Origin of the sequence: Streptomyces sp. NPDC001678, assembly GCF_042892945.1 — a bacterium.
Taxonomy (GTDB): Bacteria; Actinomycetota; Actinomycetes; order Streptomycetales; family Streptomycetaceae; genus Streptomyces.
On record NZ_JBIAUP010000018.1, the window covers coordinates 39,552 to 59,772 of the forward strand.

The following is a 20,221-nucleotide window of genomic DNA, read 5'->3' on the forward strand; positions in this document are numbered from 1 at the left end:
GGGAGATGCCCCATGGCCACGATGCGTATCTACTACGACATCAATGTCCTCGACCAGCCGGTCGCTTCCGATGTGCGCCTGAGCCTGAACGGCAAGGACGTCACAGTGACGATCAGCCATTTGAGCCCCTTCCGGTTTTCGGTGAGCCCGAAGGGAAACATCGGCGACAAAATCCTCGGCACGATCGCCAAGCCGTTGGCGGACATTCTGGGGGCGACCGTGCTCCCGGGGCTGATCTCGCAACTCGTCCGGGGGAGAAGCTTCACCGCCTTCGGGCTGGGCGAGATCACCCAGCGCATCGGCGGGGAGGACGTCACCCTGAAAATCAACAATCCCGCCATGGACACCCGTGACGGGATGCTGAGGCTGAGCTCTTCCCTCACCGTGAGCTGATCATCGCGCCGAGGAGGTCGCGCCTTGTCCATCATTCCCGCCCTCGTCATGTTCGCGGTCACTCCCAGTCCGCCGATCACCGTGCACGTCCAGGTCACCGAGCTGACCGACAAAGAGCTCAAGACGAAGATCACGAAGATCAACCCCTTCACCGTAAATCTGACACCTTTGGGCTCGGGCGTGCAGAAGTTCGCGGCGGCGGTGGTGGCGGCATTCACCAAGCACATGGTGGACCAAGTGCCCAAGAAGGTCAGCGGCGCGTTCGTCGGCAAGGAGATGAGCCTGGAGCTCGGTGGCGCGCTCGGCTATCACCTCGAGGTGGCCGGAGTGAAGATCGACGCCTCCCCGGCCAATCTGACCCTCACCAACCGCGAGTCCATGCTCCTGATCAGCGGTGATCTCGTTGTCAGCTGACCAAACCCATGAACCCCCTGTCGTGACCCCAGCCGGAGGCCCCGCATGACCCACCCCGACAGCCGGCCCGCGGGCACCCCGCTCGACGTACCGGACACCGCTCCCTTCCCGCTGGCCCGCACGGTGGCGATGCCCGAGGAGTTCGGGTTCCCCACCGGCGCGATCAGCTTTCACCTCACGGACCTCGTGCTGCGGGCCACCGATGTCGTGCACGACGGTGAGAACGGGACGCGGTGCGATCTGGAACTGACCGGGCGGCACCACATCACGGCCGTACCCGACCCCGTGTGCGAGATCGACCACGGCGGGAACCTCGACTTCCTGCCCACCCAGGCACTCCAACCCACCGAGGGCGGAGCGGATCCGGCGGAGACGTCCCCGCCCGACCCCAGGGCTCCGCAATGGACGGAGGCCGCCAGAAAGGAGCGGAAACGGCTGGAGACGATGTCCAACGGGAAGAAAATGCTGGCCGATTACGACAAGCACAACGAGATCTACGACGAACTCTTCCGCCAGGAGGCCGTGGTCGATCAATGGCGCGGACAGACCACTCGAGACATGTGCGCCGACACCCACCAGGCGGTGGACAAGAACACTGTGATCAACGGAAAGAAGTACCCGGACGAGAACGACGTCGATCGGTCGTACAACGTCCACGCGTTCGCACGTCAGGTGATGCTGGCGACCGAACTCGACCTATTGCGTCAGAAGAAGCCCACGAAGAAGGAACAGGACAAGTACCACGAGGCCGGCAAGGCGATGGTCCACTTCGGCGGGCGGGTCAAGGGCACCGGTAATACGGACAAGAAAGTCACCGAGATGACGCGGGAAGGCGTCTACGCGGTGGTCGCCGATCCGCCCCCCGCGGTTGCCGACGTTCCGCCGCCCACCGCCGCCGACATGGCTCAGTACAGCTATCAGGAGCCCGGTGACGGAGGTGCCGCGGCGTCGCTCGCCCCGGGACCGTACACCCTCGGCGAGGAAGAACGGGCCCTCGTGCGCCGTATCCACCTGAGGGCGATGCGCCGCGCGGCCGCCCAGCCGGACACCACCGGCCGATGCCTGTTCAGCGGCGCAGTCAGTGCCCGGATTCCCGGGGTGCGCCTGGTGACGGAGCACGGCGCGGCTCCACGCGTCGAGCTCCCCGTCTTCGACCTCGACCTGGACGACGCGGGCTGGACGGGCTCCGCCGGGGACGTGGCCCGGGACCGGCTGCGCCGCACCCAGTTCCCCCAGCGGCTGCTCCACGACGCGATCCGGGCCCGGTTGCGCCGAGCCGTGCGCGAAGGATGGCCCACCCCTCAGGAAGCTCCCGAGGAGTCCCGCTGACCGCCGTACTCGCCCCCGCCGGGCCCGGCGCCTGTGACCATCAGGGCGATCGTGACCTGCCGGTCCGGATCTGGTCGGAACTGCTCGCCGAAGACCGCCCCCGCTACCAGCGGCGACTCGCGGAGGCCCTGGGCCCGCAGGAGGAATACCTCACCGACACCGAGCACCAGCTTTACCGGGCGGGAAAACAACTGCGCCCCCTGTTGTTGCTGCTGGCCGCCCGCCTCGTGCACGGCCCGTCCGAGCTGCCGGAGAAGGCGGTGGACGGCGCCGTCTCCTTGGAGATGCTGCATGTCGCGACGCTCATCCACGACGACATCGTGGACGACTCACTGCTGCGCCGAGGGCTGCCGTCGGTCAACGCCGCCCGAGGCGGGGCGACCGCGGTCCTCGTGGGAGATCTGCAGTTCGTCCAGGCCATCCGGGGCTTCGTCGAAGCCATCGACCACACCCGCGACATGGACCTGGTCAAACTCGTCCTCGACACCGCCTTCCGGGTGTGCTGCGGCGAGCTCGACGAACTGGCCACCGATCCGGCGGCCCCCACCGACGAACTGGTGGCCCGTTACTGGCGCACCATCGAACGCAAGACGGCGGTTCTCCTCGGGCTCGCCTGCGAGGCCGGAGCCGCGCTCGCCGGCGGACGGACCAGCGAGTCCCGCCGACTGGGCTTCTACGGCCGCAGGGTCGGCCGGGCCTTCCAGATCATGGACGACCTCTTCGACCTCGCCCGCGCGGACGCCGCGGCGGGCAAGCCCCGGGGGATGGATCTCGTCCAGAGGCGGCCCTCACTGCCCCTCGTCCTCGCCGCCGAAGAGCTGGGACCCGCCCATCGGGTCACCCGAGTGCTGCGCGGTGCCCGTCTGGACGAGGGAGAACTGCCGGACCTGCTGGACGAGATCTGCGCCACGGCCGCGTTCGGCCGGAGCTGGGCCCTGGCCCGGGAACAGGCCCTGGACGCCCTGGAATATCTCCGGCCGTTCCCCGCCTCCTGCTACCGCGGGGCTCTGCGGGACCTGGCGCTCTACGTCGTGGATCGCGCCCCCTGACGGCCGTACACCGGACAACGAAAGGCTTCCGCCATGGCACAGAAACTCTTCCGACTGCTCTTCACCGCCGTCGGCCACCGGGCCAACAACCGTGCTCACCCGACCATGTGGCTGCCGCGTATTCTGCAGGGGCTGCCCGGTGAAGGAGAGAAGGGGAAACTGCTCCCGGTCCGCGGCAGCGACTGGAAAGTGGGGCAGATCAAGCAGGACAACGGATACGCGCTGCAGGTGATCTTCGCCAAGGCGTGGTGGGTGTCCGTCAGAGAACTGGTGAAGGACAAGTCGAAGATCAAAGGCTTTGAGGTCATTCACCATCCGGACGAGGACAAAAAATGGCCGGTGCTCACAGCCACGACCGCCATCGTCACCGGCTTGGACAACGTCTACCTCGACGAGAAGCCCTCCATCCGCGAGGACGGAAGCGACTACCTCTGCGATGTGATCCTGCGCTTCGGTCACTACAAGACCAAGGACGGAGTCAGCGCCGACGCCGTCACGGTCGGCGGCGACTATTCCTTCACCATCAACCTGGGCGTGTCGGATGTCCGGACGCCGAAGGAGAAGGAAGAGGACAAGAAGCACAAGAGGCCTCGGAAGCTCACCACGAAGCCCGCGCCGCACCCTGATCTGAAGGCGACATGGCCGGTCAAGCCCATCCGGGCAACCGGCGCGTTCCGGTTCCACTTCAACGAGCTCAAGGCCACCGTGCGGACCCGAGTGGGGGTCACGGGCAGTGGAACGGACCGCAAGCTCACCACCACGGTCGAGAGTGTGAAAGTCACGGCCGGTTCCACTCCCGTGACCGTGGACACCAAGGCCTTCACCATGAAGACCACGGACCTCAAGGGCGACGCGAACACCGAGGAACTCAGGCGGGAGATGGCGCTGAAGCTCTTCACCGCCCGCGAGACGGCCGAATTCGTGATGAGCACGATTGGCGAGACGCTGAGCTCAGCGGACACCAGAAAGCGCCTCAGCAAGTCCATCGGCGAACAACTGGCCAAGGGCCTCGACCAGAGCGTCGGCAAGGGCGCCCCCGCCAGCCCCTCGGGCAGCTCCGGCACACCGGTCGACGCCTATCTCTTCGACCGCATCCGCACGGCCGTCGGCGACCGGAAGTCCCCGCTGTACGCACCATCGGTGGTCCTCTCGCTCGTCAAGCCAGCCCTGGACCCGTACACGACCGACGAGATGAGGCTCCCTGACCTCAAACTCAAGTTCTCCGGAGTCGAAATGGAGCTGACCGAGTTCCGTCTGAAGAAGGTGGAGAAATCCGGCCCGAAGGCGGTCGGCCTTTCCAACGCCGTCATCCCGGTGAGCACATTCACCGACAAGAACGACCTGGTGAGCACCAGGGTGCGGCTGGCCTCCGTGGCGGAGCCGGGGGACGCCGTCGCCCGGCGTCCGGGCGGCGACGTGACCGTCCCCGTCTCCAAGCCGCCGCTGCGCTTCGAGAGCGACTTCGAGACGAAGAACGAGAACACACAGCTGAAGGGCAGGATCACGGTGGACATCGCCGACTGTGCCCTGGACAGCGTGATGAAGCCGTCGGGCTCCGCACTTGAGGACCTGACTCTGACGTTCACCAAGCTGGCCCTCAACGAACCGTCGAAGATGCACATCAAGCTCGATGTCGATTCGGAATTCCGCAAGGAGATCAACGAAGCGATCAACACGCGCGCCATCTACCTGGAGGTCATCAAGGGAATCCAGGGCGAGCTCGACAAGCGGCTCAAGGAGATCTCCGAGGCCGTCACCGCCGACGTGCGGAAAATGCTGAAGGCCCGTATGGGGGACCCCACATGAGGCCCGGCCCGCACGGCTCGGGCGTGCCCGCGGAAAGCGGCCGACAGTGAAGATCGACGCGCTGTACCAGCTGCTGACGGATCCCTCGCGCAAGGGCGGGGGCGACGGCCGCTGGTCCCTCCCCGCCCAACTGATCGGAGGCGAGGCGGGGCGTCTGATCACCACGTGGATCGGGCCCGGCCTCCACCTCGCGGAATCCTCGCTGAAGCGGGTCGGCGACACCGTCGTGGCTTCGGGCCGGGTGAGCCTGCTCGGGCTGGTCGACCACAAGGTCAGCGGCCTCGTCTTCGGCCTCGTCGACAAGGACGGCCGCCCGGCGCCGGAGGGCACCCCCACCCTCCGTATCCCCCTCCAGCTGCCCGACACGTACTCGCTCGCCACGTCCTTCCCCGTCCTCAAGGACACCCCCCTCGCGAAGCTCGGGCTCTCCGGCGCCGTCTTCCAGCTCTCCTCCGCCGGGCTCGGCGTCCAGGCGCGGCACGTACTCGCCCCGCAGGGCAGGTTGCGCGAGGTCGTGGACCTGCTGCGGGAGGCCGCCGCGGAACTGCCGATCACCGGTTCCATCTCCGCCGCGTCCGGGCTGCCCGGTACGAAGGACGGGATTCAGCCGGAGATCCGGCTGCGCACCCGCGGGCTGGGGGTGGAGAGCCCGAAGCTGTCGTTCTTCCTGTGCCTGGCATCCCGGCTGGAGAACAAACACTGGCAGCACCGGGTGGAGTTCGCCGCCGAGGCACAACTGACGGCGCAGACGAAGCTGCTGCTGACCGCCGACCTCAGTACGCAGGACAAGAAGCTGCTGCTGCGGACCGACCCGGCCTCCGGCACCGGCCACCGGTCCGACACGCTCTCCCAGTGGGCCGGCGGTTCCCTCGACGCACCCCTGCGCGGGCTCAAGCTGGGGTCGCTCGTCACCCTGAGCGGCCTGGAGATCGACCTCGACACCCGGTCGCTGCGCTCGGGCCTCGCGGCCGCCGTGAGCAACCTGCGCCTGGCCATGGCGCTGGCGAAGAAGGAGACCTGGAGCCTCGACGGCAGCCGGCTGAACCTCACCGACATCGCCGTCACCGCACAGGTCGCCGCACCGCTGAAGAAGGCGAAGCGCGAGGTGACCGCGACCGCGAGCGGGACCGTGGCGCTCGGCTCCGGCATCTCGCTCGAGGCGAAGGGAACCTTCAGCACGAAGGCCGCCACCTTCCGCCTCGCGGCCAAGGAGGGCACTTCGCTCACCGCCCTGCTGTCGGCAGTCGGCGTACCGATGAACGGGGGCTCTCCGGAACTGCGGATGAAGACGCTTGCCGCGGACGTGACCGTGCCGCGCGGCCCCTTCGCCGTCGACGCGCAGGTCGACGGCCTGTGGAAGCTCAACCTCGGCAGTACCGAGGCCCACCTCACCCAAGGCGCCCTTCGGCTGACCCGGCCGGAGGCGAAGGGAAACCCCGCCCCGCCGGTGAGCGGCAAGCTCACCGCCGTCGCCCAGGTCAAACCGAAGTCCGGGCAGGGGAACTCCGCCGGTGTCCCGCAGTTCTCGGCGACCTGGGAACTCCCCGGAACATTCCGCCTCGCCGGTTCCGTGCCCAAACTCGGCCTGCCGTCGCTCGTCTCCAGCCTGGCCGGTCCCGGGTCCCTGACCTGGCCGGACGAGTTTCCCACGATCGAGATCGCGCAGGCATCCCTCGCGTTGACCGTCGCCCCCGGCGGTGGGAACAGCGGCGGGACCGGCGGGGGTACCAACGGCAAGGGCGGCGTTTACGACCTCCGTGCCGGTGGCACTGTCAGCATCGCCGGGACCGAGCTGGTACGGGTGGTGTGCCTGGCCCGCAAGACCGGCACCAGGACCGTGGTGGCCGCCGTCCTGTGGAAACCCGGCTGGACCTTCTCGCTCGGCGACCTGCCCGGCTGCGATCCGATGCTGCGGAAAGTACTGGGGGCGCTCGTCTTCCGCGAGACCGGCCTTCTCATCGCCACGGGCCCGGGGGCACAGCTCGAGTGGGACGGGCAGCAGCCGCCCAAGAACCTGCCGTCCAAGATCACGGCCGGGGTCACCTTCTTCACCCAGGCCGGCTTCGGCCTGGCTCTCCAGCCGGTGCTGAAGGCCATCGGGGTCATCGACTTCCACGGCATCCCGCTCTCCGCGACCCTGGCCAAGAGCCTCGTGGACACCACCATCAGCCTGCGCCTGGGCAAGGCCCCGGCGATCGGCGTGGAGTCCTTCCACCTCGATGTGAAGCCCAAGCTGCTGCGGTTCGCCCTGCGCGCGGAGATGCGGCTGAGTTTCCGCGACCTGACCGGCAACCTGGTGCATCTCGAGCTCGAGGCCGGGGGTGCGCTCGGGCTGTCCGGCGACCTCCTGGTGACGTTCGTGATCAAGGCCGCCGGGATCGGGAACGAGCAGCGGATGGAAGCGCTGGTCCGCCACACCGGCGGAACCGACCTGGTGAAGCACGGGCCCGGCAAGCCTCCTGACAACGCGCCCGCGTGGAAGGACGCGCTCGGGATCAAGGGACTGACCATCGAGCACTTCTGGGGTGAGATCGCGTACCTGGCGAAATCGCCCGGGCTGACCGTGGGTCTCGGAGGGCAGGTGAGACTCGCGGCCAGGGGCGGGGGCCATGTGCTGCTGCGGCTGGCCGTCAGCGTGGCCATCGAGGGGCCGGTGGTCAAGCCCAACGCCTACGAATTCCACCTGGAGGCCGGAGGCCACGGCGACAAGGGTGTCACCCTCGCCGCCCTGCTCGGCCAGTTCACCCAGCAGAACCTCGACAACGTGCCGCTGCTGCGCGACCTCGAACTGCGCAAGCTCATGATGGCCGTGGTCACCGTCCCCTGGGAGAACCCCGCCACCAAACAACAGTGGGATCCCGGCCTGTGGGTGGGCGGCGATCTGGTCGTCTTCGGCTACCACGCGGTCTTCGGGGTGCGGCTCAGCAAAGAGGGCATCACCGCCTTCGGCAGTATCGACAAGCCGATCATCCTGGTCCGCGATGTCGTGGCATTCACCAGCGCCGCCAAGAACAAGCAGGGGCAGTGGACCGGCCCGAGGGCGGCCATCGACACCACGAAGATCACCTCGTCCGGCGGTCCGCACAAGCCGTATCTCTTCCTGGACGCGCGCTGCACCCTGCTGGGGATGACCAGCAGCATCAAGGCCGAGGCCGATCGGACAGGTACCCTGCACTTCCGCTGGGAGGCCACCCAGTTCAAGGTCTTCAGCGAGAAAGTCATCTGCCAGCTGGACAAGGGTGCCTTCACGGGCAAGGTCGGCGGGAAGCTGGACGTACGGCTCAGGATCACGACCCCAGTGAAGATCGCAGGCCATACCGTCCTCCCCATGATGGACATCCCCGTCACCCTCGCGGCTGCCGTCACGATCACCACCAGCCCGGCCTTCCGCTTCCACGTGGGCGGCACGTTGGCCCTCGGCAAGCAGAACATCCAGGTCGACTTCACCCTCAACGGCCTGCGCGACTGGAACCGCCTCCGCGACGAGATCATCAACTACTTCACCCGGTACCCCAAGGAAGCCCTCGCCTGGCTGTTCAAGAACGTGCAGGTCTGGGCGAAGCTCGTCGGCGAGAAAGTCATCCAGATCACCGAGGACGTCGCGCGCGTCCTCAAGGACTCCTTCAAGGTGGCCGCCGACGCGGCGGCCAGGCTGCTCAAGGACGCCGGCGTGGCGGCCGAGCAGGCGGTCAAGGCGCTCAAGGAAGTCTGGGGTATGGCCAAGGAGGCGATCCAGGACGCCCTCGTCACCGTCTGGAAGCTGTCGACCGAGGAAGCCCGCAAGCTCCTGGACACCATCCTCAAGGCCTGCCCCGTCACCCGGGCCGCCATGACCGCCTGACCTGCGCCGCTCACCGGCCGCAGCGCCGCCCGGTCCCGCCCCGCTCAGTCCGGAAGGGGAAACACCGGTTCGCGCCCGAGCCCCATCCGTACGCACTGCACCTCGGTCGTCCAGCCGTGGTGCCCGGCGGCGTTCGCCGTGGCGGAGGCCCGCTGGAGCAGGGCGTCGGCGTCGTCCACCAGACGGGCGGCGGCGCCGCTGGCGTCGACGGCACCCACCAGGGACCGCCAGGCACGCTCCTCCGCCCGGCCCCCCGCCCGGCTCTCCCGGCCGTACGCGTCCCAGGCCTCCCGCCCCCGCGCGTCGAGGGCCCACCACAGCGCGCCGCGCGTGCCGGACGCCGCGTCCTCCACGGCGTCCTCCACGTCGTCGATCAGCCGCCAGGCCACCACGAAATCCCGCACGCGGTCGGAGATCCCCGGAGCGGCCCGGCCGGCCTCCTCCAGCAAGTGGGGTACCAGCAGCCAGATCGCCGCCTGGGCGGTGAAGACCTCGAGGTAGTGGTCCAGCCCTTGCACCGGGCCGGTGGGTGTCACCGCCCGGACGTAGCGATCGAGATGGCCGGCTACCAAGGACTCGGGCACCCCCCAGGCCTCGGCCGCCCGCCGCGCGAAGTGGTCCATCGACTGCCACGCGACGGTCCGCAGCTGGAGCCCGAGCATGTCGACCGACAGCTGGCCGTCCAGGAGGTGGTCGTCGAGGAGGTGGATCAACAGGCTCAGGGCATGCGCCTGTTCCAGCGCGTCCCACGCGGCACCGTCCTCACCCTCGCAGGCTCCCGCGCGGGCCCAGTGCAGGAAGGACCAGACCGGCACCGGGAACAGCCGTACGAAGTCCTCGGGGCGGGAGGCGCCGGCGTAGACCCGGAGCAGTTCCCCGGCCGGGGCCGCCAGCTCCACGGGCAGCCGGGCCGTCGCCGCCACGAGCGCCGCGCCGAGCCGGTCGCTCAGGTCCACCACCGGCGCCATCTCCAGAACCGTGCCCAGACGGACGTCCACGAGCCGACGGTCGGCCCGGTCCCGCAGTGGACTCTCGGTCAAGCCGACGGCGGACGCCGGTACGCGCACCATAATCATCAGCACCTTTCCCACTCGGACGGCGTACCCCCGGACAGGCCCGTCGGGCGCCGGTACGGCCGTACGCCGAAACCCCGCGCGGCCTCCTCCAGCGCGTGGAAGCACGCCACCGCACGCGCGTCCGCGCCGGGCACGGAACGGTCCCACAGCAGCGCCAGCACCGCGATCACCCGGGAGTCGTCCAGGCGCAGGGCCCAGCAGGGGGCCAGCCGGTGGGCGCGCAGAATCCCCTCCCACACCTCGATCGCCCGTCCGGCTGGGGCACCCGGCGGCAGTGCCGGGGCGAACCAGAGCACACCACAGCCGTCCATCGCGGGATCGGGCCGCGTGGGCATCCCGTCCGGGCGGCACCAGTAAGCGGTGCGCAGCCCCGTGTCATCGGGGGTCTCGTATCCCTCCTCGACCGGACCGTCCACTGCCGCGTCCGCGAACGGCGCCCAGGCCCGCTCCACTTCGGCACGCACCGCCGCCAACTCGGCCCGGTCGTCGCCCCAGATCCCCGCCATCGCGCTCCAACGCCCTGTCAAGGGGACGGGCAGGAGCGTCGCGAGCCGGGCCCGGGAGACCGGCCCGTCACCGGAGGCCGCGGCTCCCACACCCAGCTGAGCCGCGATCCGATGGTCCGACAGCACGTCGAGGTCGGTCTTCAGTCCGCTGCGGAGCATCCGGGTGCCGGCCGCGAGCACGTCGTCGAGCTCGACGTCGTCCGGGAGGGCGTAGAGCAGGTGCTGACGGACGGCGGGAGCCGGGTGCAGGCGCAGTGTCAGGTCGGTCACCATCGCCAGGCCCGCCTCCCGCAGCCGGCGTGCGGTCGAGGGGCCCGTGCAGCGCGCCCGGGCGGGACGCCCGTCGCCGCTCAGGCCGCGGGCCTCGATCACGTGGCAGGCCATGCGGCGGTACGGCCCGATGGCGATGCCGTCCTGGAGGACGTTGCCCAGCACGGACACGTCCGGGCCCGCGCCGACGACGGGCGGCCACCATCGCCCGCCCGCCCGGCCCAGGCGGTCGGCCAGCGCTCCGAAGGTGCTGCCGGGGCGTACGCGTACGTGGCCGGTGCGCTCGTCCAGCACCTGGACCGCGGCCATGCGGTCGAGGGCGAACACCGCCGTGTCCGGCAGCTGCGGCCGGGCTCCTCCGTAGCCCCAGTTGCGGCCCGTGGAGACGGCCTGCCAGGGCACTCCGCACCGCTCGGCGACCCGCAGGCACCGGGCGGCCTCCCGCACACTCGCCGGCCGGATCACCGCGGCGCTGTTCCAACCGCCCGGGTACGTACCGGCGTTGAAGCGCTGCCAGACGGGTCCGCGCGTGTGCACCTGATCCGGTCCGACGGCGGCGCGCCACCCCGCCAGGGCCCGTTCCCACGCCCCGCTCACGTGGGGCACGAATCGGGCGGCCGGGTCCAGAAGGTGCCGTCCCAGACGCCGCCGTCGCGGTACGCGCGGGGGAAGTCCGCGAAGGGCAGGGCGGCCGCGCCGGTGGCCGGATCGGCCACGTGGACGAGTTCGTCCCATGCGCCGCAGAGCAGGACGAAGTGCGAACCGCCACCGCTCCAGCGGATCTGGACCCCCACCAGCCGGCCCGCCACCAGTTCGCTCACCAGCCGGTCCCACGCGGGCCGCCCCGGGCTCCAGTGGGAGAAGCAGCCCACCGCGGCCAGCGCCTCGTCCAGCCTGGCGCCGGCTCCGGCGGACGGGTCGTCGCCGCGGCCGAGCGCACGGGCCACGTCCTCCTGCGTACACTCCGTGCCGTAGTACGTGGCCACGCCGGCGGCGACCGCGGCCCAGCACCATCGCCCGGCCCGCTGCCGCTCCACCACCGCGCCCAGTACTCGGCCGACGAGGCGTCCACCCACCGCCGTCGACGCGGCGGCCTCGGGCGGCTCGACGCGCAGCAACACCCTTACCTCCGTCGCCCCGGCCCCGTCCGGCCGCTCACCACTGCACGGGCCAGTGGTCGCTGTCCTTGCTGACCAGCACCTTGGCCTTCCACTTGGTGGAGGAGACGTCGGAGACCAGATAGTCCAGGGTGCCGCCGCTGCGCTGCGTCGCCTGGTTGGGCGCGTAGACCTTCGCGCCCACGGGGAACTTCGGGTCCTGCCGCAGCTTGGCGGGGGCGCGGTTGAAGTCGCCCAGCACGGCCCAGGACTTCATCTTGTTCTGCGAGGCGTAGGCGGCCGCGGTGCTCACCAGCTTCACGGCGTCCCCACCGCCGTTCGCGCTGGCATGGACCGAGCAGAACAGGGTGCTGTTGGCGACGTCCTTGACGCACAGCAGCGCCCGGTAGGGGCCCGGCACCTCCACCACGCCAGTGGTGGCCGGGGCCCAGTCGGTGACGATCCCGAGGTTTTTGGAGGAGTGCCGGAGGATGTACAGATAGCGGGTGTAGTGGCGGGTGCTGCTGCCCACCTTCCACTTCCAGCCCGAGAGGTTCGGCCCCAGCTTCTGCTCGCGCTCCGCTCCGGCCGGCGGAGTCGCGGAGACCTCCTGGAGCGCGACGACATGACGGCCGGCGGCCAGCTTCCCGACCGCCGCCCACCGGCTCGCCGACCCCTGGACGTTCCAGGTGGCCGGCTTGCCGCTGTCCGCGGCGGCGTGCGCGGGGGAACCGGGCAGCACGGTCGCCGTCGCCGCCAGTGCCGCGACCGCTGCCGTGAACACACGCCTGCCGGACCCGCGCTCGGGGGAAGAGTGGTTCTCCATGGGCGTCATGATGACCTCTGGGGCAGCCGGATATGGGCCGCATCGCCGTGGGTATCGGCTGAAAGGATGGTTAATGGCAGCGGGGCGCCGCGTGGAACTCCCGGCGAAGCCTTCGCGTCACAGCCGAGCCGACCCGCCTCCCCGCCCTCGGGAGGGACATGGCGGTGCCGGGGCGTGCCGGTGCGCTCCCGCGCCGCCCTCGGACGCCGTGCTGCTGCTCGTCGCCGGTTTTCGCGTCGTGCGCCGGACGGGCTTCGGGCCGGAGCGAAAGGATGCTGCCGTCGGTACGCGATGGCTTCGCGGGAGGGGACGGGCGGACAATGGGTGGACGGTTCTCATGGGGCAGGCGGCTCGGGTGCGTGGCGGCGGCTTCGCTGGCCGCGCTGGTGCACGCCGCGCCTGACGCGTCGGCACACGCTTCGCGCGCTGCCGCTGCCGCCGCCGTGAGCTGTGCGGGGAGCAACACCATCTCGTTCTCGCCCGGTCTGTCGCTGGCGGCGCGGCGGACCCGGATCGGCGGCAGTGGTGGGTACAGCTGTCTTTCCACGGACCCGGCGCTGAGGTCGGGGGTGTCCTCGATCAGCGGGGGCGGATGGAACGGCTGCTTCTTCTCCGATGCGACCACTGTCGAGCGGATCACCTGGAACACCGGGGAGCGGACGACGGTCGTCTACCGCCTGGGGAACGTACAGCAGGTGGCCGGACAGGCGGTCGTCCTGGTCGTGGGCCGGGTGGTGAAGGGGAAGTTCGAGGGGCGGACGGTGGCCTCGCCGGGGCTTCAGATCACGCTCGATCCGCTGAAGTGCGTGTCGAAGGGCGGGGTGGAGCTGATCACCGGGCCGTCGACGCTGGTGATCGTCTGACCGGGCGACAGCCCGACACCTGGCGTCACGTCAGGTGTCGCGGCCGTAGCGGGTGACCAGGTCCAGCGCGTACGCGACGTCGGCGCGGGTGCTGGTGGGGTTGATGGTGCACATGCGCAGCACGGTGGCTCCTCGCACCGTGGTGGTGAGGAGGACCGCCCCACCGTCGGCGCACACCCTCCGGCTGATGTGCGCCTGTGCCGCGTCCGCGTCCCATGTCGCGGGTGCGTCCCGGGGCCGGTAGCGGAAGGTGAGGATGGCCAGACTGGGTGGCGTGACCAGTTCCAGCTCGGGGTGGGCCTCGACGAGTCCGGCGGCGTACTCGGCGAGGTCCGCTCCCCGCTCGATGGCCTGACGGAAGGCTCCGGCGCCGAAGGTCTTCAGGGAGAGCCAGAGCTTCAGGGCGCGCAGACCGCGGCTCTGCTGCGGGCCGTAGTCGGAGAGGTTAACCTCCTCGGATGCCGGGACGGCCGGATGGGCCGGTCGGAGATACCCCTGGTCCAGGGCGTGGCGCGCGACGCCGAAGGTCTCCGGGAGCAGTTCGGGACGCCGTAGCAGGACACAGCCGATCTCGTAGGGCTGGAACAGCCATTTGTGCGGGTCGATGGTGAGGGAGTCGGCCCGGCCGAGGGCGTTCCGCAGATGGTGACCGCGTGGGGTGCCGGCGACGGCTGCGCCGTGGGCGCCGTCGACATGCAGCCACAGGTCTTCCTCCTGACACAGATCGGCCACGCGGTCGAGCGGGTCGACGGCCCCGGTGCCGGTCGTGCCGAGCGTGGCGACGACGGCGAAGGGGCGCAGTCCCGCGCGGCGGTCACGGCCGACGCGCTCGGCCAGGGCGCCGGCGTCCAGGCGCAGGCCGTCGTCCGGAGACAGGACGGTGAGCTGCTCGCGGGTGAAGCCCAGGAGGTGCGCCGCCTGTGCGACGGAGGGGTGGGCCTGGGAGGAACAGTACAGCCGGGCATGTGGCCGCTGCCGGCCGTCGAGTCGGTGGTCGCGGGCGACGGCCAGACAGGTCAGGTTGGCCACGGACCCGCCGCTGACGAACAGGCCGCCGTGGCCGTCAGGGAGGCCCAGGAACGTCTTCAGCCAGCGCAGGGTGGTGAGTTCGATCCGGGTGGGGCCCGCCCCGACGAGCCAGGCGCCGGGGACGGAGAGGTACGCGGAGGCCAGCGCGTCGGCGAGCACGGCCGGGAAGTTGCCGGTGGAGGGCACGAAGGCGAAGCAGCGCGGATGGTCCAGCCGGGTCGCCTCGGCGAGGGCCCGCTCGGTGACGTGGTCGAGGAGGCCGGGAAGGTCGTGGGTGCCGTGCTCGGGGAGGGGCTCGTCGAGGGAGGCCCGGAGGGCACCGGGTGAGGGGACGTGACAGGGCGGCCGGGAGCCGGGGGTGGTCATCCGGGCGATGACGAGGTCGATGGTGTGGCGTCCGGCCTCGCGCATCCGCCGCTCGTCCAGCCGCAGTGGGGGAGGGCCGGACTCGGTGTTCCGCTCGTCCTCCTCGGCGTGCGTGTCCTTGTCGGCGTGCGAGCCCTCCTCCTCTGTATGCGAGTCCTCCTCCGCGTCCGGGGCGAGCGCCTCGATCCAGGCCGAGGCGTCGGGCCGCAGTCGCGGACGGGGCCGCAGCCCCGCGACCGGCCCCGGGAACTGGACGAGCGCCAGTTCCTGGCCCGCGGTGACCGGCCCGGAGCGGGCGACGGCCCACCACAGGGCCTCGTCTCCGGCCAGCCGGGACACCACGAGCGGCCCGTGGAGCGGCCCCGTCACCGCGTGGCCGTCCCTGCGGTAGCGCCCCGTCGGGGGCGGGCGGCGCACCACGGTGTCCGTACGGGCGTGCACCACGAGCTGACTGTGGCGCGGGCCGGGCGGCAGCGGTCCGGCCTCCGGAGGGGGCAGGGCGGGAAGGAGGAAGGACAGGACGTGCAGGCCCAGGGACGGCAGGAGGCCCGCCGCGCCCTCGGCGGCCTGGACCAGGGACACCACCGTCTGGAAGCGCGGATTGACCTCGACGGCCAGCAGCCGGCCGCCCTCCTCCACCAGGTCCAGGCCGAAGACACCGCGGAAACCACGCCCCCGCAGGACCTCGCCCACGTGGTACGCGGCCGCCCGGGCCTGCCCGTACAGCCCCTCGGGCAGGTCGTCCGGGCCGACGAGCTGGTTGCCGCAGTGCGCGCCCCAGGAGGCGGCCAGCTCGGGCAGCCCGACGAGCTGGTGGGAGACCGCCGAGACGACGGTCCGGTCCGGCCCGGCGCACGCGGTGACGGTCAGGGAGATCCCGGGAGCGAAGCGGCTGAGCTTGACGGGTTCGTCCGGCCAGGCGTCCAGGCAGGCCCGCAAGCCCGGCGGCCCGTCGACGAGGACGGTCCCGCGGCCGATGAGGTTGTTCTCCGCCCGCTGGGCGACGGCCCGCCGCCACCGGCCGTTCCAGTACGCCTTCGCCGGCTCGCGGCCCGTCGCGGGGACCACCAGGAAGGGCGGGACGGGGACCCCGGCCTCGGCGAACAGCCGGGTGGCGCTGATCTTGTCGGCGGCCCACGCCGTGACGCCGGCGTCCGGGGCCAGCAGCCGGTAGCCGTGTGTACGGGCCCAGGTGCGGGCGTTGTCCCCGTGCTCGGGAGCGAAGGACACGCAGACACGGCGTGGATCGGGCGGGCACGGCCGTCGGCCGGGCACGGGGTCCCGCAAGGGCTGCCAGGCGGAGACCGGCTCGTGCCGGAGCCAGGCGGGCGCAGGCTGGAACGAGGCGCTCACGGCGGGGCAGTGGTCGAGCCACACGACCTCGTCGACCAGACCGGCCAGCAGCCGCAGACCGGTCCCCGCGGCTACGCCCTCGATGTCCCCCACGGCCCGCGACGCGGGGCTCGTCCACTCACTCGCATGCCGCACGGCCGCTCCTCCGCCGGGTGGTGTGCCGAGACAGGAGCGAGGCACCGTCCGGCACGCAGCGCTCACAGATCGCCGCGTGCGCCTTCCGGTTCCGTCGCTGTGCCGCCCGCAGCAGAGCCTCCTCGTCACGGATCACGGCGAGGAAGGGCGCCGGCGCCGGCAGATTTCCGAGCGCGGTCCTGAGGGCGCGCGTCCGCTCGGTCATGACGCGATGCTCCTGATTGAGCACTCCGGAGAAGCCCGGTGCGGCGAACGGCGGCTCCATCGTGGGCCGTACGTCGTTCGCGTAGACGGAGGCGGGGAAGTCCGAGGCGTAGGCCATGGCGGCGGTGGCCGCGTCGTACAGCGTCCGCAACCGCTCCAGGCCGTGGCGGACGGACACCCACCGTGCCGCGCCCACCGCGGCCAAGGTGTCGTCGAGGGTGCTGTTCATGGTGGTCAGCAGGAGGTGGAAGAGCTGATGGCCGAGTTTCCAGCGGCGCAGCGCGTCGCCGGGGCCGTCGGCGGCGGCCTGGCCGCCGGCCGGCTCGCCGTCGCCCGGCGCCGGGTGCAGCCACGCGGCCAGCGTGGCGTGGGAGGTGTGCAACAGGCCGGTCAGGACCGCGGCACGCTGGGAGTCGTCCAGACCGGTGTGCGGAAGGTCGGCGAGGACGGCTTCCTGGAGCCGTAGCACGCCGCACGTCCAGGACGCCAGGTCCGGCGCCTGCCGCGCGATGTGGAAGTACCGGTCGTAATCGGCGGTCGTGGCGGCCGCCTCCCGGACGGGGACGCGCGAGTCGGTGGCCAGGGTCAGCGGGTCCAATGGGGCCGGCGGTGCGGGCCTCCGTGGCATTCCACTGTTCATGGGCGGCACCTCCGAGGAGCGGGCCACGATGCCTTGGCCAGCTGCTCCACCCGCTGGTGGAGGCGCTCCAGATACAGCTCGCTCTCCGGTTTCATCAGCGCGCTGCGCAACACACGGGTGTGGTCGCTGTCCGCGACGGCATCGGCGCGGCGGGCGGTGAACGCGCCGGCGGTGACACGGGCGACGCTGAGGAAGACGGGATCCGCCTCGGCGTTCATCCCCTGGTGCAGTACCTCCTCGCTCGCCATGCCGACACGGGACAGGCGAGGCGGCGAACTCCCCGGAGCGGCCGGGTAGTACGTCACGATGTCGAGTTCGGGAGGCTGGTACGGATCCAGGTACGGAGAGGCGCTGATCAGCTCGGTCCAGCGGACGGCGGCCCGACGCCCGGCGGCGAGCACCGCCCCGAGCCCGTCAGGGGTGAGCGGCAGCAGCTTCAGCGTCAGCCACAGAGCGGCGGCGGCCGCGCCGGAGCGGGAACACTCGAGGCTGATCTCCCCCAGATGGAGTCGGCGGGACGTGAAGTACGTGTAGGGCGAGTCGTGCCGGAAGTACCGGGCGACGTCCGGGTCCCCGAACAGCACTGCCCCACAACCGTAGGGCTGTAGACCGTGCTTGTGCGGATCGATCGCCACCGAATCGCACTGCGCGATCGCCCGCAGAGCGTCCCCGGTCTCCGGCGCGACGTGCGCCTGATTCCCATCGGCCGGCAGTCCATCGGCCGACAGCCCATCGGCCAGCAGCCGGAAGAAGCCGCCGTAAGCGGCGTCGGCATGGACGCGCACCCCGTACCGGCGCGCCAGCGGGACGATGCGGTGCAGCGGATCGACGGCACCCAGCGCCGTCGTGCCCGTGGTGGCGACGACCGTGCCGGCGACCCCGGTGGACAGCAGCCGCTCCAGCCCGGCCGTGTCCATGCGCCCACGATCGTCCACCGGCACCGTGTACACGGGGACGCCCAGCAGATGACACATCCGGGCGTGGGTGTAGTGCGCCTCGGCGCTGACGGCCACCCCCGTGCCGGGACGGCTCTCACGGGCGACGAACAGGGCTTCGAGGTTCGCCTGGGTGCCGCTGCTGGTCAGATGCCCCAGGTGGGCCGTGAAACCGGCCATCTCCGCGAGCTGCTCCACCACCTCCTCCTCCAACACGGAGGTCGCCGGACCGCCGTCCAGCGCGTGGTTGTTGGAGTTGACCAGCATGGCGGCCGCATAGCCGGCGACCGCCACCGGGTGCGGCGGCTTGAGCATCTGCCCCGCGTAGCAGGGGTGGAAGAAGGGGTAACTGCCGCGCAGCCGGGCGGTCAGCTCCTCGAACGCCACCTCACAGGCCGCTTCGTCGACCTCCATCGCGGTATGCGTCGCGAACTCGCCGTACGTTCGCGCCCATTCCCGGAAGGTTTCGACGCCCCGCCCGAGCCAGTACCCCAGCTCCATACCTACCCCCGACCCCGACCCCGGCCCCAATGACCCGATCACCGTAGCGGCGGAAAATCACCCCATCACGACAATCATCGGTAATCACCTGAAAGAGGCGATGGGGCCGCTGCGCCGAGGCCGGTCGTTCAGCGACCCGTCAATCGCGTGTTGAACACGTCCACCTACGGTCCGGGCACCACCACCCGCACCCGTAGATGGATGGAGCATCCGTTGCGCAGACATGCCGTCACGCTGGCGCTCGCCACAGCCGGTCTGGCCGCCGTTCTCCCCACGGCCCAGGTGTACGCCGACACCTCGACCCCGACCACACGTCCCGCCGCGTCCGCGCCGCGCGCGGCGGACGGCGGTGCCCAGGCCCTGGCCACGGTCACCGACGCCCAGCAGCGCGCCTTCTGGACCGAACACGAAAAGAACGGCACCTTCCGCCAGTTCACGGGGAAGATGCCGGACTGGAAGCCGACGGCCGAGCCGCCGCGGGCGAAGGAGCAGGGTGCCGGGCAGGCCGTGAAGGCACCCGCCGTCGCGCCACAGCAGAACGGGAAGAGCCGGTTCGCGGCCGGCTCCCCGGGCGAGAACCTGCTGCGCGCCACCACCGGCCGCATCCGGATCGCCTGGCCCGACGAGAAGGACCCCAACCTCTGGTGGGTCGGCGCGTGCACCGGCAATGTGGTCACCAGCTACAGCAAGGACGTCGTCGCCACGGCGCGCCACTGCATTCCCCACGACGACCAGGGGCGCGTCAACTCCAAGGCGACGTACGAGTTCACCCCGGGCTACTCCAAGGACGCCGACGGCACCGAGCACGCCCCGTACGGCAAGTGGACCTTCCGCTCCGTCGGTGTCGTCAGTGACAGCGCCGGCCGGCAGACCAGCGACACCGCGTTCCTCGCGCTCAACACCCAGAACGGCACCCACGTCCAGGACAAGGTCGGCGCCTCCGGCTACCGGTTCGGGACCACCTCCCTGCCGAGCCGGGTGGTGATGGCAGGCATACCCGCCAATTCCAACCAGTTCCACACCTGTGTGAAGGAGCCCTACTGGGGTCCGGACAACCCGCCGCAGATCCTGGGCCGTGGCGGGCCCTGCACCGGTGACAGCGATCTCTCCGGCGGCGCGAGCGGTGGCCCCCTCCTCGACGGCGACACCTTCGACAGCGGCGGTCCCGTCCAGATCGGCGACTTCTCCGGCAGCCTCGGGGACGACGCGGCCGCCGCGGTGTGGCGCGACGAGGCCTTCGCCGTCTTCCGTTCCGTGCAGGGCGGCGGCACGGGTGGTGGGAAGCTCCGGTAGCGGGGCGCGACGCGTGTAGTTCACGCGAGCGGGTCCGGCCCCGGCCGGACCCGCTTTCGGGCACAGTCGGCAATCGTCGCAAACAGCCATGAGCGTCTCTTGAGCGCCTTTACCAATCCTGTGCGCAACCTCCACCGACCTGACTGAAACTTGGCTGGTTATGATCGGCACTCACTTCGAAACGGTCGGCTGTGTTTGACGAGGACTGATGACTCCCACAGGATCCGAAGGCCCGGGCGAACCGGTGGGCGAGCCGGTCGGCGAGTCGGCGGGCGAGCCGGCGCGAAGAAGCCGA

Annotated in this window: 15 protein-coding genes; 8 read left to right on the forward strand and 7 right to left on the reverse strand. The window is 70.7% G+C overall.

Annotation, left to right across the window (positions count from 1 at the left end; all coding sequences use genetic code 11):
- Positions 1 to 12 precede the first annotated feature (12 nt).
- Genes ACFYZR_RS28690 through ACFYZR_RS28715 form a run of 6 tightly spaced genes read left to right on the forward strand, consistent with a single transcriptional unit; the run spans position 13 to position 8,832 of the window.
- Positions 13 to 393 (forward strand): hypothetical protein, encoded by a 381-nt coding sequence (locus tag ACFYZR_RS28690; RefSeq protein WP_391915335.1) that lies wholly within the window; start codon positions 13 to 15, stop codon positions 391 to 393.
- A 24-nt stretch (positions 394 to 417) separates the two neighbouring features.
- Positions 418 to 807, forward strand: coding sequence for a hypothetical protein (locus ACFYZR_RS28695; RefSeq protein ID WP_391915338.1), 390 nt, complete (start codon positions 418 to 420; stop codon positions 805 to 807).
- Positions 808 to 852: 45 nt separating this feature from the next.
- On the forward strand, positions 853 to 2,136 hold the full coding sequence (locus ACFYZR_RS28700) for a hypothetical protein (RefSeq protein ID WP_391915341.1): 1,284 nt from the start codon (positions 853 to 855) through the stop codon (positions 2,134 to 2,136).
- On the forward strand, positions 2,097 to 3,185 hold the full coding sequence (locus ACFYZR_RS28705) for a polyprenyl synthetase family protein (RefSeq protein ID WP_391915344.1): 1,089 nt from the start codon (positions 2,097 to 2,099) through the stop codon (positions 3,183 to 3,185). Before ACFYZR_RS28700 ends, ACFYZR_RS28705 begins: the two co-directional genes overlap by 40 nt.
- Positions 3,186 to 3,218: 33 nt before the next feature.
- Entirely contained in the window at positions 3,219 to 4,991 is a 1,773-nt protein-coding gene (locus ACFYZR_RS28710; RefSeq protein ID WP_391915346.1) for a hypothetical protein, read from the forward strand.
- 46 nt (positions 4,992 to 5,037) lie between these two features.
- On the forward strand, positions 5,038 to 8,832 hold the full coding sequence (locus tag ACFYZR_RS28715; protein ID WP_391915349.1) for a hypothetical protein: 3,795 nt from the start codon (positions 5,038 to 5,040) through the stop codon (positions 8,830 to 8,832).
- 44 nt (positions 8,833 to 8,876) lie between these two features.
- On the opposite strand, the gene ACFYZR_RS28720 is transcribed toward ACFYZR_RS28715, so the two are convergent.
- From ACFYZR_RS28720 to ACFYZR_RS28735, 4 genes are read right to left on the reverse strand one after another with little or no spacing between them, the layout of a single operon-like run.
- The gene (locus ACFYZR_RS28720) at positions 8,877 to 9,872 is read right to left on the reverse strand and encodes a hypothetical protein (protein WP_391915351.1); all 996 of its coding nucleotides are present in this window, start codon (positions 9,870 to 9,872) and stop codon (positions 8,877 to 8,879) included.
- A gap of 35 nt (positions 9,873 to 9,907) precedes the next feature.
- Positions 9,908 to 11,281 (reverse strand): FAD-binding oxidoreductase, encoded by a 1,374-nt coding sequence (locus ACFYZR_RS28725; RefSeq protein WP_391915354.1) that lies wholly within the window; start codon positions 11,279 to 11,281, stop codon positions 9,908 to 9,910.
- On the reverse strand, positions 11,278 to 11,805 hold the full coding sequence (locus tag ACFYZR_RS28730; RefSeq protein ID WP_391915356.1) for a papain-like cysteine protease family protein: 528 nt from the start codon (positions 11,803 to 11,805) through the stop codon (positions 11,278 to 11,280). The genes ACFYZR_RS28725 and ACFYZR_RS28730 overlap by 4 nt, the downstream gene beginning before the upstream one ends.
- A gap of 34 nt (positions 11,806 to 11,839) precedes the next feature.
- Entirely contained in the window at positions 11,840 to 12,607 is a 768-nt protein-coding gene (locus ACFYZR_RS28735; RefSeq protein ID WP_391915360.1) for an endonuclease/exonuclease/phosphatase family protein, read from the reverse strand.
- Positions 12,608 to 12,966: 359 nt separating this feature from the next.
- Between ACFYZR_RS28735 and ACFYZR_RS28740 the strand changes: the two genes are divergently transcribed.
- The gene (locus ACFYZR_RS28740; RefSeq protein ID WP_391915362.1) at positions 12,967 to 13,470 is read left to right on the forward strand and encodes a hypothetical protein; all 504 of its coding nucleotides are present in this window, start codon (positions 12,967 to 12,969) and stop codon (positions 13,468 to 13,470) included.
- A gap of 30 nt (positions 13,471 to 13,500) precedes the next feature.
- Here the strand turns inward: ACFYZR_RS28740 and ACFYZR_RS28745 are convergent, their stop codons facing one another.
- From ACFYZR_RS28745 to ACFYZR_RS28755, 3 genes are read right to left on the reverse strand one after another with little or no spacing between them, the layout of a single operon-like run.
- Positions 13,501 to 16,353 carry a pyridoxal-dependent decarboxylase gene (locus ACFYZR_RS28745; RefSeq protein ID WP_391915365.1) on the reverse strand — a complete coding sequence of 951 codons (2,853 nt, stop codon included), beginning with the start codon at positions 16,351 to 16,353 and terminating at the stop codon, positions 13,501 to 13,503.
- The gene (locus ACFYZR_RS28750; RefSeq protein ID WP_391915368.1) at positions 16,337 to 17,155 is read right to left on the reverse strand and encodes a hypothetical protein; all 819 of its coding nucleotides are present in this window, start codon (positions 17,153 to 17,155) and stop codon (positions 16,337 to 16,339) included. The genes ACFYZR_RS28745 and ACFYZR_RS28750 overlap by 17 nt, the downstream gene beginning before the upstream one ends.
- A 38-nt stretch (positions 17,156 to 17,193) precedes the next feature.
- Positions 17,194 to 18,633: a pyridoxal phosphate-dependent decarboxylase family protein gene (locus tag ACFYZR_RS28755; RefSeq protein WP_391915371.1), complete on the reverse strand. Its 1,440-nt coding sequence runs from the start codon at positions 18,631 to 18,633 to the stop codon at positions 17,194 to 17,196.
- A gap of 213 nt (positions 18,634 to 18,846) precedes the next feature.
- Between ACFYZR_RS28755 and ACFYZR_RS28760 the strand changes: the two genes are divergently transcribed.
- Positions 18,847 to 19,926, forward strand: a complete 1,080-nt coding sequence (locus tag ACFYZR_RS28760; RefSeq protein WP_391915374.1) for a trypsin-like serine protease — start codon at positions 18,847 to 18,849, stop codon at positions 19,924 to 19,926.
- Positions 19,927 to 20,221 lie beyond the last annotated feature (295 nt).

Bases quoted from the DNA above. Each gene is read 5' to 3' on its own strand.
- ACFYZR_RS28690 (WP_391915335.1), top strand. From the start codon at position 13: ATGGCCACGATGCGTATCTACTACGACATCAATGTCCTCGACCAGCCG.
- ACFYZR_RS28700 (WP_391915341.1), top strand. From the start codon at position 853: ATGACCCACCCCGACAGCCGGCCCGCGGGCACCCCGCTCGACGTACCG.
- ACFYZR_RS28705 (WP_391915344.1), top strand. From the start codon at position 2,097: ATGGCCCACCCCTCAGGAAGCTCCCGAGGAGTCCCGCTGACCGCCGTA.
- ACFYZR_RS28710 (WP_391915346.1), top strand. From the start codon at position 3,219: ATGGCACAGAAACTCTTCCGACTGCTCTTCACCGCCGTCGGCCACCGG.
- ACFYZR_RS28735 (WP_391915360.1), bottom strand. From the start codon at position 12,607: ATGGAGAACCACTCTTCCCCCGAGCGCGGGTCCGGCAGGCGTGTGTTC.
- ACFYZR_RS28755 (WP_391915371.1), bottom strand. From the start codon at position 18,633: ATGGAGCTGGGGTACTGGCTCGGGCGGGGCGTCGAAACCTTCCGGGAA.